The organism is Colwellia sp. PAMC 20917, from assembly GCF_001767295.1.
Lineage (GTDB): Bacteria > Pseudomonadota > Gammaproteobacteria > Enterobacterales > Alteromonadaceae > Colwellia_A.
Genome location: NZ_CP014944.1, coordinates 2591675 through 2605597, shown reverse-complemented (window position 1 = coordinate 2605597; position 13923 = coordinate 2591675). Strand labels below are relative to the sequence as shown.

The window sequence follows — 13923 nt, the reverse complement described above, 5'->3', positions numbered from 1 at the left end:
CAAAAACCGACTATCTGGACGATCAACGCCAACCTTAGATACACCTTTTTGGCATCAATAAGGCAACAAGGATAAAGCTATGACAGAAAGTGTTAAAGAAAAACCAATTGTATGGACGATTTCTGGCAGCGATTGCTCTGGTGGTGCGGGCATTGCCGCCGATATAAAAACAGGTCATGCCTTGGGTGTTGAAGTTTGTCATTTGATCACCGCGAATACCGTACAAAACGCTAACCGCCTTGTCTCGATAAATCCGGTCGCTAGCGAGACATTACAACAACAAGCCAAGGTATTAATTGATGATAAACCACCCAGTGTCATTAAGATTGGCTTAATAGCCAATCTTGAACAAGTCACATGGTTAACCGAATTATTAGCGGATTTTAAAGCTAACTACCCCCAAATAATAGTCGTTTTTGACCCCGTTGGCCAAGCGAGCGTCGGTGGTAGTTTTTCGACACTAGAGCGTGAAGATTTAACCCTATTGTTCCACTATGTTGATGTTATTACTCCCAACTTGTTGGAAGCGCAACAATTATCAAACTTATTGACACTTGACCCCGTTGAGCTGGCAATAAAAGTTGCCGAATTAGGCGTCGCCAGCGTCATCGTAAAAGGTGGGCACAGTGCGGTGTTAGACAATGCTGGTTTACAAATCAGTGATGACTATTGTTTACATCACGTTGAACAATCATCGATAAGCTATCAACTCTCTTCACCGCGAATAAATACCTCTTACAGTCATGGTGGGGGATGCTCCTTCGCTAGCGCAGTAACGGCTTTTTTAGCACACGGCTATTTATTACGTGATGCCTTTACCTTAACAAAAGCATTTATTAATCAAGGTTTAGCTAAATCGGTAACTGCTAGCATGAAAAAACCCGATTATTATGGCGCATTTGAACAAACTCATTGGCCTAATAATGCTGACTTTTTCCCCAGAATATCATCCAACCTAGTCAAGAAATATCAGGCGTTACCACCTTTTCCATCGTTGGCACTATTGGATAATAAGCTTGGGCTTTACCCTGTGGTTGACTCACTTTATTGGTTAAAACGTTTATTGCCATTAGGCTTAAACATTATTCAACTGCGGCTGAAAAATAAGACTGACATCGAGCTTGAAGCGCTAATCATTGCAGCCATAGCGATTAGTCAGCCATATAAAACGCGCTTGTTTATTAATGATTATTGGCAATTAGCAATAAAGCATCGTGCTTACGGTGTGCATATCGGCCAAGAAGATTTACAAAACGCTAATTTAACTAAAATTCAACAGTCAGGTTTACACTTAGGTATTAGTACTCATGGTTGTTATGAATTTTTATTAGCACAACAATTACAACCCTCTTATTTAGCGATTGGCGCTATATTTCCAACTAAAACTAAAAATATGAGCGGACAAATTCAAGGGGTAGAAAACTTACAACAGCTATTGAAATTAGCCAGCAATATTCCAGTTGTAGCCATTGGCGGCATTAATCTTCAACGAGCAGAGCGTGTTTGGCAGACAGGTGTTGACAGCATAGCGGTTGTTACTGCGATCACTGAAAGTGAAAATGCTGAAATCGCAGTTAAACAATTCCAGCATATTATGCAGTAATTTTTCCAGTAAAACCTAAGAGGCGATACTTGTATCAAGCTTTTTTTCTAAGCGTAGTGGTTGCCATTTCAGGTACGTTATTGAGCGCCATAACCATTCTAACGGGCCAAACCTAAAGAATTTCAACCAGAGCGTGCAAAAAACAACTTGGGCAAAAATCACCGCGACGACAATAAGCATTTGTTGTCCGCGGGCTATTTGGCCAAACATACCACCAGCATAGCCATAAAATATTGTCGTTAAGATAATAGAATGACCGATGTAATTAGTAAGCGCCATTTTTCCTAACGGTGCCAACCATGAAAAACCTTTGATAAACCAAGCTTTGCTGGCTAATTTTACAAATAACCCAATATAACCGGCACAGAGAACAAACTGCCCATAGTAAAAAATAGTTTGTCCGCCCGCTCTCACTTCGATAGCACTTTTTGTCACTGGGTGTAGACTAATAAAAGTTCCAGCAATACTTAACAGTAGGCCAATGCTCAATCCGCCCCAGCACATAACACCGAAGAAACTTTGGTGTTGTTGTGGGTTTTTCATTCTGCCACTAGCGACTAACCAATAGCCCACCATGAAAAGAGGTAAACAAACAAAGAAGGCAAAGGTTGGCGTGTTACCTAAAGCTTCAACGGCGCTTTTAGCTCGGTACTTAGTCGCTTCAATATAGCTAGTTTGCGTAAAAGCTGCTGTTTCTTTTGCTTCATCTTGCGCACGGCTTTGTTTTCGTTCAAAACGCTGTTGAGCTTTATAAATAATAAGCTCTTCGTCGGTCATGCTATCTTCATCGACTTCTTCTACAGTTTCTTCTTTTTCTTCTAATGCTTCAACATCACTATCGATGACTGCCGCACTCGCTGCTATTAAGGTACTTTCGTCTTCAATCTCTGTATCTTTACTAACCCATATTTCTTTTGGATTATCTTTTTCTTGTTGCAGTAACACATCAAGCTGCTGATTAATGCTGATTTCCTGTTGCCAATCGTTGGTTATAACGGTGTTGTCACGGGTAACACCAAAATAAAGAGCGGCAAACATTGAAACGAATAACGGCATCAGTAATAGCGAAAAACCCACTTTTGCAAACGTAGCGGGGGTATTAAATTGTGCTAATTTTTTAGTGCGTAAAAGTAAAACAAAACCCAGTAAAAGCAAACCTCCTACCGCATAGTCATGAATAATATCGCCCCCCAAAGAAAAATTAAATGCGCCATACCAAAAACAAATAATGCCAACATGCGTCGGGTAAACCATGCACCAAATTTACGGTCTGCCTCTTGCGCCCTAACGAGCATGATGGCAAAGCCCATACCAAAAAGTATTGAAAACAACTTATAAAATTTACCTTCAACAAACACTTTAACTAACCAACTTGATGCCCAATCGAAGCCGGTAAGACTATAATCGAAGCTCAGTAATGCGCTAACAGGACGATTAAACCATTCGATATTCATCATAATAATGCCGATTAAGGCAAAACCACGAAGTAAGTCCATCACTTGAATACGATTTGAGTTTGTTAGCGGTGTTAGCTCTTTATTAGCGCCGGGGAATTCATTTTCCATAGGTTTTTCCACTGTATTATTATAATGAGTTAATATTGTCTTCACGCTTGAAAGCATGAGTCATGCCAATTCGTTACCTGCTGTTTTGTAACGAATTATATGAATTTTAATATTATAATTATTAACAAATAGACAATAAATTGTAACTTTAGACCAAATTTACGGCTTTTCCTTAACGCTATCGCCGACAGTGTATTGAACAAAGTTAATGATGGTATCTCTTGTTCTTATTGCGACAATTCAATTTTAGGTTGCCACTTATGCCAATCGTCATCAACATCTCGTGCTAACTTAAATAGTTGTCCTTGCTCTGCTGGCTGAAAAGTTTCATTAACGTCAACCTCAGGTGTCGCAAAAGCTATTCCACCGGCAAGCAGTGTTTCTATAGATTCTGAGTCTATATTGATCCCTGAAAAAAGCCCCGCATCAATACGAATACCACTGGTATTCCAAAACCGACTGCTTTGGCTTACTAAAGGCGCATAACGCGGATAAATATTAATATAGATATTAACGGTGTCGGCGGTAGGTGATAAGTCGACACCAATTACCCGACCAACTTTAACTTGTCGATAGAGCACAGGATTACCAGTTCTTACTGAACCTAAGTTTTTTGCACTTAATGAAAGATTTAACCCTGTAGGAAGCGTCGTTGTTACAGGCATAATGGCTTTGGCTTCAAAGCGATGACTTATTTCTCCTTTACCTGGCATTAATCCAATAAAGCCACCCTCTAGAATAGCGCCAACATTTACTGATCCCACAAGAGCAAGCTCTGGTTTAGCAAACCAAAATTTTGAGTCTGCAACAGCAAACTTTCGACCACTGTCATTTAAAAAAGCATAAACGGTCGCGCCAAATCCTTGCTGATCAAATTTGATCCGAGAAACTAAGCCAACTTGTTGATCTTGATATTTTATTTTTAAATTATTTTTCAAGCCCTCAACATCACTAAAATGAATTTCTATGGCAACACCCGCTAATTTTGCATACTCAACATTATCAAATAACGTAAATTTCTCTCCCTCTTCAACAGTGTCTTGCTCAGGCTTTATTTCTGGGTTTATAAAACTGATCCCCCCCTTTAATATTGCATCAGCAGATTCTGTTTTAACAATAAAACTCCCTAGACCACCACTTATTGTTACACCACTGGCGTTATAGAAACGGGTAAAATTTGAAATTAAATGTCGGTATTCTTCATCAACGGTAATATTTATTTCAACGTTATTACCTGTGGTATCGAGAGAAACATTATCCACTTGTCCTACAGCTATGCCTCTAAAGCTGATCGGACTGCCAGGATTAACGACATTCCCTTGCTCTGATTTTAGCGAAAGTTGTAGTCCTTTTGATGATAAGTGTTTTGCCGGTGGTAAGTCAGTGACAATAAAATCATGGGCTTTTTCACCCTCTCCAACGTTAACGCTGATATACGCCCCGCCAAATAAAGCATCGGTATTTGTCATTCCTGACAAAGACAAGTCGGCATTAACGAGCCAAAACTGACTGTTTTCTCGTAGAATATATTCGTAATCGGCTAAGACCCCAACCTGAAGGGTAACTTGGTCTTGCTGGCGAATGACTTTATGAACAGAACCAATTTCTTCACCCCTTAGCATAATACGAGTTTTGGTACTTAAACCATGGGCACTATTCGTATACAGGTTAAATGTTGAGCGTTGTTTTGCCACATTTTTATCAATAAATAGCTGAAAGTTGTCACCATTCTTAGGTGCTAATTTTTCATTATTATCTCCTAAGTCAAAAGCAATACCACCCGCTAACATCGACTGAATAGATTGCGCTTGTATATCAAAATTTTGTAAGCCACCTGAAATATGCAAACCACTGGCGTTCCAAAAGTGACTATCATTAGAAACAAAGCTTTTGTATTTAGGTTCAATGAAGATGTGTACTAAAAACTCACTCGGGCCAATATTTTCAATTGCCTGAATAGTACCTACTTTTTGCTGTTTATAATAAATATTAGAGCTTGTGGTTAAAGAACCAACATCTTGTGCTTTTAACACTAAATGTAACCCAGGTTCGCTATATTGGTAGGCAGGTTCTTGATTATAGACGTTAAATTTATTTAACGGTTTACCATCAACTGATGGACGAATACCAATGTGCGCGCCTAACATTAATGTATGTAAGTTTGTAACGCCGCCTAAGTCCAAGTTGGGCGCTATAACAAAAAACTGCGAACCACTGGTTAAATAGGGAATGATACGAGGATTGATAATAGCACTGGCTTCGATGATCCTTTCTTCGGGATCAATACGAGTAAAGTCGGTAATTTTTCCTAATGTTAACCCTTGATACATAATCGCTGCATCGCGATCTATACCTGAATTCCAGTTTAACATTAACTGAATTTCATGACCCATATTGGCGGTTTCATAATCAGAATATAAGGTGAAATTTTGGCCATTGATAGCCGGTCCCATAACCGCTTCATAATCAGAGTTTCCAAAAGCCACTCCTCCAGCAACAACAGAAGCCAATGAATCGGTATGAACAGTAACGCCACTAGTTAATGAGCCCGATACTGTTACGCCACTGGTATTCCAGAAACGCGAGTTTTCTTTTACTAAGTTAGCATACTCAGGTTCAATAAAAAGGTTAATATTGATCAGATCAGAAGTTGCTACATAGTTAAATCCAGCGACATAACCGACGGTAATTTGTTTAAATAAAACCGGTGATTTTTTGCCTAATGAACCCAAGGTTTTTGTTGTTAATGATACATGTAAACCTGGCGTTGCTTGATCTAATACCGGTTCTTCACTTAAGGCAATAAAATGACTCTTTGCTTTACCTTCTTCTTCAATATCAGGTATCACATTTATATAACTCCCTGATAACAAAGTGTCTAATCCGGTAATTCCTTGAAATGAAACGTCGGCAGTCACGTACCAAAAACGTGTTTTATCAGTCAACATTTTTTTCGAGCTTGAAATCATTTCAATTTCTACAATAACACTCTGTAAGTCTTCAGATACTTCAACGTGACGAACAATACCTGTGGTAAGTCCTTTATAGCGAACTTGTGTTTTACCAACCACAATGCCACTAGCACTTTCAAACTGAACAGTGATAAATGTGCCTCGGTCAGAAACAGCTTTTATAATTAACCAAGCACCAAACATCAACGCAATAATAGGCACTAACCAGACAGCAGAAATACCTTCTCGACTTTTAATAATGGATTTTGATTCGGCAAGAATAGTTTTATTCGTCATGATGAGAGACATCCGTATTGTTATATGTTTTTTCAGAAAGTGACTGATGATTATGCTTCTGATAGTTATCCCATAATAGTCGAGGATCAAAGCTTTCCGCGGCAAAAATGGTAAAAACCACCATTAAGGTAAAGTAGGTAATACCAACTTTTGGTTCAATACTAGATAAAAAGCCTAAGTTAACGACCGCAGCCATGACCGTCACCACAAATACATCAAGCATTGACCATGGCCCTAAAAATTCGACAATATGATATAACTTTCCTTGTTGTTTTAACGACAATTGTGTTTTTCTTTTGGTGTTGTACATCAAGGTAAATAAGCCAATAATTTTCCCTAAGGGTATAACAAAGCTAGCAATAAAAATGATGACCGCTACTGGCAACATCCCCATTTGAATAAAAATGGCGATACCCTCCAAAATGGTTGAGGCTTCGGGTTTGCCGAAAGTATAAAACACCATCATAGGATAGATATTGGCCGGAATAAACATCACTAACGCGGCAATGGTCCAAGCTAACGTGTATTCAACACTTTTAGGTTTTCGAGCAGAAAATAGCGTTAAACAACGTGAACAGACTTGTCGCTCGCTATGCATAACATTGAGCTTATGACACTTTGGGCAACTGCCTAAACCTGCGGCAAGGGCTTTATTGCTCAAGAGATTTCTCCAGCTCATGCCATATATTGTGCTGATCTATTGTGACCGACACCAATGTTGAACATAACAACAGCAATATTAGGCTAACTAACCCACCATCAATCGTCATATCAGCCATTGAAGAAAGTTTATACATAGAGACAACAACACCCAGTAAAAATACGTGAAGCATCGTCCAAGTATCTAAAAGATGATAAGAGCGAAAAAACACTAGCAACGAAGGTTTAATTTTCTGGAACTTTATGCACCATGAAATATATAAGGCCGTGATCAGCCTCACTACAGGGATAGCAATGGTAAACATAAAAACAGCAAAGGCGAGTACGTAATTGCGACTATCGATTAAAAGCGTAATACAGTCAACCAGAGAGGCATCGTTGTAAAGACCTGCGGCGCCGATGCCAATAATAGGTAATAATGCCGCGGGTAAAAAAAACAATAACCCTGCAATGGCGACAGCAAGGGTTCGATTAATCGCATCCCTCTTCTTTGAAAACAACATCGCGCCACAACAACCACATAAAGCATTTTGTCCTTCTAATAAATACGGCATAGGTAATAACGAATCGCATTGATGACAAGCAATCATATTATTAACAACTGAATGATTTTTCACTAAAGACCCAGTTCCATCAAGATAATTACCCTTACCTTTAAAATCAACAAATTACCAACTAATAATATCTATTTTAGTGTACGACATTAACCTATCATAGCCAATAAAAAAGCAGCTTATTAAGCTGCTTTATGTTCAGGATGAACGGTATGTCTTGGTGCCATGGATGGCAAATAAAGACGATGTTCAGGATGAACGGTATGTCTTGGTGCCATGGATGGCAAATAAAGACGATGTTCAGAACTACATGTAGCTATAAGCGACTATTTTATCGTCGACATGTATTGCACTAAGGCGGCAATATCTGCATCTTCTAGCTTCATAGCAATATTTCGCATCATGCCATTTTTGTCATTGTTGCGAGCTCCCGAACGAAAACTTTCCAACTGAGCAGTTAAGTACATTGCATTTTGTCCGCCCAGAGCTGGGAAACCAGCTTGTGACATGCCTTTTGCATCAGCGCCATGGCAAGCAATACAAGCGGTAATTCCACGCTCTATATCACCACCAAAATATAGCTTTTTGCCAACGTCACTGGTTGCTCCACCCGCATATTTTGCAGGTTGTGCACTATAATAAGCGCCTAAATCAAGCATATCTTGTTCGCTCAATGCCATGGCCATACCACCCATAATTGCATTAACACGACCTTCTTTTCCGCCCGAAGTTAGCCCCGTTTTAAAGTCAGCTAATTGTTTCGCGATATAGCTACTACCTTGTCCAGCCAGACTAGGATACATAGGTACTAAGCTATTACCATCAACACCGTGACATGCTCCACACATTGCAGATTTTGTTTTACCGGCATCAACATTACCTTGGGCAGCATAGCTGATATTTAGTGCACTTGTTCCTAATAAAACCAAGCTTAGTAGTATTCTTTTCATCAATGAGCTCTCTATATATGTAGATAATTAAATGTGGCTAGCAATGATTGGTAAGGTTATTACCTTAGGCACTGCAGTCTTCAATATCAAACAGTTTACACAAGTTATACCCATCGGACTAATTTATTGATCACTTAGCAGGCATAAAAAAGCAGCTTATTAAGCTGCTTTTTTAAAAATATTCTTTTAACCGTGCTTTATTTCATTGAAGACATGTATTGCGCTAATGCGTCAATGTCATTTTTCTTCAAACGTTTAGCTATATTTCCCATCATGCCATTACGATCATTATTGCGTTCACCGGTTTTAAAACTCATTAACTGTGCAGTTAAGTATTCAACACTTTGATTAGCAACAACAGGGAAGCCAGCTTTTGCAACACCTTTACCCGTTGCGCCATGACAAGCGATACAAGCGGTAATACCACGAGCTGGGTCTCCACCAAAGTATAATTTGCGCCCTAGTTCAGAGCCCTTACCATTACCTGGCGTCGGTTTTTGACTAGCAAAATATGCGCCTAATTCAGCCATGTCTTGTTCAGACAAGGCTGCAGCCATACCTGCCATTACCGCATTTTCACGCACACCAGATTTAAACTCTTTTAGTTGTTTAGCTGTATATTCCGCATGTTGTCCTGCTAATTTTGGATACATAGGCACTAAACTATTACCGTCCGCACCGTGACAAGCACTACACATTGCTGACTTTGCTTTTCCGGCAATCGCTTCTTCGGTAATAATCGCAACCTTAGTAACACGCTTAGGTTTTACATGAGCAACGGCCTTGGTATCAGCAAAATAGGCGCCCATATCGGCAATATCTTCATCGGTCATCGCACCAGCAAATTGATTCATTGCATAGTTAATGCGCGTTTTATCTTTAAAAGCATATAATTGCTTTTCGATATACTGGGCATGTTGGTTGGCTAAATTAGGGTTGATTAGTACCTGACTATTGCCCTCTTTACCATGGCAGCCGATACAGCTAGCAATATTACGTGAAGCATCACCTAATTCGTAAAGGCTCTTACCTGCACTAGCATTGCCAACATAAGCAACAGTTTCTACTACAGCAGCCGGAGCTGAATGCATGCTAGCAAGTTCAACTGAAACGGTTGCGCCACTTCTATCTAAACTTGAGAAGTAAGCACCGATATCAACCATATCTTGATCGGATAAGCCTGCAGCCATTGGTCCCATCATAGCGTTGACACGTGTTCCACTTTTAAAGGCTTGTAGTTGTTTAACAATATAGGCAGCATGCTGACCCGCTAAGTTAGGAAACGCATCACTTGCGCCAATCCCATTAGCACCATGACAAGCACTACACATAGCTGCTTTACTTTTACCTGCATCAACACTTCCGGTTGCTGCAAACGCGACATTAATACTCGTTACGGCAAGAATTAACGAAAAAATAATTTTATTCATTGAATGGCTCTCTGCTCTATTACTATTGATTAAGTATTCACTAAAAAATAAACGGATGAATATAAAAAACTAGTCATATTTTACACTAATATCATCACGGTGTAATAAGCATAGTAAAAATTAAGCTTAAAAAATGACACTTTTTACTGTTTCACGAGAAAAAAAAGATATAATGCTTTTTTTATTTGTTATTGGACACCATTTTGTCATCACCTGTTATTCATTTAAGTAAAGCCACTTTCACTTTAAGTGCGCCGGATATTCGTCGCTTGCCTGAAGACAACGGTATAGAAGTGGCCTTTGCGGGACGTTCAAATGCGGGTAAATCAAGCGCACTAAATACCTTAACTAACCAACGTGGTTTAGCTCGTGTCAGTAAAACACCGGGTCGAACGCAGCTTATTAACATTTTTGAAGTCGCACCTAACAGACGTTTGGTTGACTTACCCGGTTACGGCTTTGCCAAAGTGCCGATTGAAATGAAGAAAAAATGGCAAAAAGCACTTGGCGAATATTTAGAAAAACGTGATTGTTTAAAAGGCCTAGTTATTTTAATGGATATTCGTCATCCGTTAAAAGATCTTGATATGGACTTGATCCAATGGGCCGCGGACAGTGATTTACCGATATTGGCGTTATTAACAAAATGCGACAAGCTTTCACAAGGTAAAAGAAGTGCTGAAGTGCTTCAGGTTAAAAAAGCCTTAGCATCGTTAAATGCAGATATTACCGTACAAGCTTTTTCATCATTAAAATATACGGGGTTAGAAACAGCAAATGACCTAATTTGTAAGTGGTTATCTGCCGATTTACCAACAGACCTTCCCGAAAGTGAAGAGTTTTAGCATCGCAATTTAATGCCAAGTGACCTTACTGAGGTCTAACTTGGCTAATGTTTTTCATACGAAAAACGCGATAAACAAAACATTCGTTTTTCAATCATTAATCTTCACCCACAAACCTAACAAGCAAATTGATGCTGCTATCAAACCATGGCAACATAGTGCTTTAAAACTTATTCTTTCAAAAAGGCTCGTCAATTAATGGCTACCATTGCTGAACTCATCGCAACAGAACTTAACGTTAAAACCGCTCAGATAACTTCAGCAATTAACTTGCTTGATGACGGCGCAACCGTACCTTTTATTGCGCGTTACCGTAAAGAGGTTACTCAAGGGTTAGACGATAATCATCTGCGCCACATTGATCAACGTTTAAGTTATTTACGTGAGCTTGAAGATCGTCGAAAAGTCATTATTACCAGCATCACCCAACAAGATAAATTAACACCAGCATTAGAAAAAGAATTACAAGCCGCAGACAACAAAACCCGTTTAGAAGATTTATATTTACCGTTTAAACCTAAGCGTCGCACTAAAGGCCAAATAGCCATAGAGTCGGGTTTAGAACCGCTTGCCAATAACCTTTATAATAACTGGGCGTTAACGCCAGAAGTTGAAGCAAAAGCTTTTATCAATAATGATGCCGGTTTTAGCGATGAAAAATCAGTCCTTGAGGGCGCTATTTATATCCTCATTGAACGTTTTGCTCAAGACGCCAATTTATTACAAAAGCTGCGTAAGCATTTATTAAAGCAAGCGCATTTAACCAGTGTTGTCGCTAAGGGCAAGCAGCAAGAAGGCGCTAAATATCGCGACTATTTCGAGCACTCAGAATTATTAAAAAATGTTCCCTCACATCGGGCTTTAGCGATGTTGCGTGGTCGCAATGAAAAAATATTACAACTCAGTATTAACGTAGATCCAAACCAAGAAGATAGTCAGTACTCAAGTGCCGAACAAATTATTTGTGAGCACTACAATCTGCGTTTAACCGGACAAGCTGGTGCAGAATTTATCACTAAAGTGGTACGCTGGGCATGGAAAATAAAATTAAGCCTAAGCTTAGAAACTGAATTATTGGGTAATTTACGTGAACAAGCAGAAAATGGCGCGATAAAAGTTTTTGCCACCAATTTAAGTGATTTATTAATGGCCGCGCCCGCTGGTGCAAAAACGACACTAGGCTTAGACCCAGGTATGCGAACGGGTTGTAAATTAGCGATTGTTGATGCTACCGGTAAATTATTACAAACCGCGACAATTTTCCCACACGCACCACAGAATCATTGGGAAAAATCAGTACGAACCTTAGTCAATTTATGCCAACAACACAAAGTTGAATTACTCGCGATAGGTAATGGTACTGGCTCACGTGAAAGTGACAAACTCGCGGCAGAGGTTATTCAGGCATTAGAAGCAAATAAACCACAAAAAGTGATGGTCAGTGAGGCCGGTGCTTCTGTTTATTCTGCTTCAGAATTTGCCGCAAAAGAATTTCCAGATTTAGACGTCTCCATTCGTGGCGCGGTTTCTATTGCACGGCGTTTACAAGACCCATTAGCTGAACTAGTGAAAATTGACCCTAAAGCGATTGGCGTTGGTCAATATCAACATGACGTAAGTCAGAGCCAGCTAAGTAAAACCCTCGACAATGTTATAGAAGATTGTGTAAATAATGTCGGTGTTGATTTAAATAGTGCTTCGGCTGCGTTATTAACACGAGTTTCAGGATTAAATAAAACGATGGCTGATAACGTCGTTGCTTATCGCGACGAACATGGTCGTTTTGATGACAGAAAAGAACTCAAGAAAGTAGCGCGTTTGGGTCCTAAAGCCTTTGAACAGGCAGCGGGATTTTTACGTATTTCAGGTGGTAAAAATCCACTAGACAATTCAGGTGTTCATCCAGAAAGCTACCCAGTTATTGAAAAGATCATTGCCCATCTTAATAGCAACATTAGTGATTTAATCGGTAATAGTGAACAATTAAGTAAAATTAATATCACAGATCTCAACGATATTAATATTGGCGAATTAACGCTTAAAGATATTATTAGTGAGCTAGAAAAGCCCGGCCGAGATCCTCGACCTGTTTTTAAAGCCGCACAGTTTAAAGAAGGTGTAAATACCATTAATGACTTAACTGTCGGCATGGTACTTGAAGGTGTTATTTCAAACGTTGCCAATTTTGGTGCCTTTGTCGATTTAGGTGTTCATCAAGATGGCTTAGTACATATTTCATCACTCACTGACAAATTTGTTAGCGACCCACGTGAAATTGTTAAAGCAGGTGATATTGTTAAAGTAAAAGTGATGGAAGTTGATGCGGCTAGAAAACGCATTAGCTTATCTATGCGTTTAGATGAAACAGTGACCACCAAGCCAGAACAAAACCAGCAGACGAATAAGCCTCAGCCTCGCTCACAAAATACCACACCCAAAACGGCTAAGCCAAACCCGCAACGTAATACGAAGCCACCCGCTAAAAAGAGTGAAAATGCCGCTATGGGTAACGCTTTTGCTGATGCCTTTGCAAAGTTTAAAAAGTAGTAGAGGGGTGATGTTGGTACTGAAGTTATCAGTATTAACGACTAAATCCTGAAATAAATACCTCGTCATGCTGAACTTGTTTCAGTATCTGTGCTTCTTTCCATATTCATAACACTAGATCCTGAAATAAATTCAGGATGACGGTTTTTTATTCTAAAGGCTTGGTTATGTTCAATTTATGCTAAAGACTTCGTCATACTGAATTTATTCTAAAGACTGCGTCATGTTCAATTTATGCTAAATACTCCGTCATGCTGAACTTGTTTCAGTATCTGTGCTTTTTGCCATATTCATAACACTAGATCCTGAAATAAATTCAGGATGACGGTTTTTTATTTTAAAGGCTTGGTCATGTTCAATTTATGCTAAAGACTTCGTCATGCTGAATTTATTCTAAAGACTGCTTCATGTTGAGTTTATGCTAAAGACTCCGTCATGCTGAACTTGTTTCAGTATCTGTGCTTCTTGCTATATTCATAACACTAGATCCTGAAATAAATTCAGGATGACGGTTTTTGGGA

The 13923-nt window shown here is 39.3% G+C and carries 10 protein-coding genes and 1 pseudogene; 3 read left to right on the top strand and 8 right to left on the bottom strand.

Features of this window, described 5'->3' with window-relative positions; genetic code table 11:
• Positions 1–79: 79 nt before the first annotated feature.
• A complete protein-coding gene (gene thiE / locus A3Q34_RS11235; protein ID WP_070375447.1) occupies positions 80–1603 on the top strand; it encodes a thiamine phosphate synthase in 1524 nt (507 codons plus the stop codon).
• A gap of 15 nt (positions 1604–1618) precedes the next feature.
• Here thiE and A3Q34_RS20070 read toward each other — a convergent pair whose 3' ends face one another.
• The 8 genes and pseudogenes from A3Q34_RS20070 to A3Q34_RS21270 form a co-directional block, all read right to left on the bottom strand.
• On the bottom strand, positions 1619–2857 hold the full coding sequence (locus tag A3Q34_RS20070; RefSeq protein ID WP_083277981.1) for a DUF418 domain-containing protein: 1239 nt from the start codon (positions 2855–2857) through the stop codon (positions 1619–1621).
• A complete protein-coding gene (locus A3Q34_RS20530) occupies positions 2764–3168 on the bottom strand; it encodes a DUF418 domain-containing protein (RefSeq protein ID WP_070375446.1) in 405 nt (134 codons plus the stop codon). Before A3Q34_RS20530 ends, A3Q34_RS20070 begins: the two co-directional genes overlap by 94 nt.
• A 227-nt stretch (positions 3169–3395) precedes the next feature.
• Complete coding sequence (locus A3Q34_RS11220) at positions 3396–6416, bottom strand: PqiB family protein (RefSeq protein WP_070375445.1); 3021 nt, start codon at positions 6414–6416, stop codon at positions 3396–3398.
• Positions 6406–7077, bottom strand: a complete 672-nt coding sequence (locus A3Q34_RS11215) for a paraquat-inducible protein A (RefSeq protein WP_070375444.1) — start codon at positions 7075–7077, stop codon at positions 6406–6408. The genes A3Q34_RS11220 and A3Q34_RS11215 overlap by 11 nt, the downstream gene beginning before the upstream one ends.
• Positions 7067–7693, bottom strand: coding sequence for a paraquat-inducible protein A (locus tag A3Q34_RS11210; protein ID WP_070375443.1), 627 nt, complete (start codon positions 7691–7693; stop codon positions 7067–7069). Before A3Q34_RS11210 ends, A3Q34_RS11215 begins: the two co-directional genes overlap by 11 nt.
• 263 nt (positions 7694–7956) lie before the next feature.
• Entirely contained in the window at positions 7957–8580 is a 624-nt protein-coding gene (locus tag A3Q34_RS11205) for a c-type cytochrome (RefSeq protein ID WP_070375442.1), read from the bottom strand.
• Between the two features lie 197 nt (positions 8581–8777).
• A complete protein-coding gene (locus tag A3Q34_RS21275) occupies positions 8778–9389 on the bottom strand; it encodes a c-type cytochrome (protein ID WP_197517696.1) in 612 nt (203 codons plus the stop codon).
• A pseudogene (locus A3Q34_RS21270) lies at positions 9384–10010 on the bottom strand (c-type cytochrome); the annotation flags it as partial. The gene A3Q34_RS21275 and the pseudogene A3Q34_RS21270, both read right to left, overlap by 6 nt.
• A 203-nt stretch (positions 10011–10213) precedes the next feature.
• On the opposite strand from A3Q34_RS21270, the gene yihA reads away from it, so the two are divergent.
• Together yihA and A3Q34_RS11190 are read left to right on the top strand one after the other, a co-directional pair.
• Positions 10214–10855, top strand: coding sequence for a ribosome biogenesis GTP-binding protein YihA/YsxC (yihA, locus tag A3Q34_RS11195; RefSeq protein WP_220465222.1), 642 nt, complete (start codon positions 10214–10216; stop codon positions 10853–10855).
• A 198-nt stretch (positions 10856–11053) separates the two neighbouring features.
• Positions 11054–13402, top strand: coding sequence for a Tex family protein (locus tag A3Q34_RS11190; RefSeq protein WP_070375440.1), 2349 nt, complete (start codon positions 11054–11056; stop codon positions 13400–13402).
• The last annotated feature ends 521 nt before the right edge of the window (positions 13403–13923 follow it).

Coding starts and splice junctions, on each gene's coding strand:
- A3Q34_RS11220 (WP_070375445.1), bottom strand. CDS start 6,416: ATGACGAATAAAACTATTCTTGCCGAATCAAAATCCATTATTAAAAGT.
- A3Q34_RS20530 (WP_070375446.1), bottom strand. CDS start 3,168: ATGGAAAATGAATTCCCCGGCGCTAATAAAGAGCTAACACCGCTAACA.
- A3Q34_RS21275 (WP_197517696.1), bottom strand. CDS start 9,389: ATGGGCGCCTATTTTGCTGATACCAAGGCCGTTGCTCATGTAAAACCT.
- A3Q34_RS11190 (WP_070375440.1), top strand. CDS start 11,054: ATGGCTACCATTGCTGAACTCATCGCAACAGAACTTAACGTTAAAACC.
- thiE (WP_070375447.1), top strand. CDS start 80: ATGACAGAAAGTGTTAAAGAAAAACCAATTGTATGGACGATTTCTGGC.
- A3Q34_RS20070 (WP_083277981.1), bottom strand. CDS start 2,857: ATGGTTTACCCGACGCATGTTGGCATTATTTGTTTTTGGTATGGCGCA.
- A3Q34_RS11205 (WP_070375442.1), bottom strand. CDS start 8,580: ATGAAAAGAATACTACTAAGCTTGGTTTTATTAGGAACAAGTGCACTA.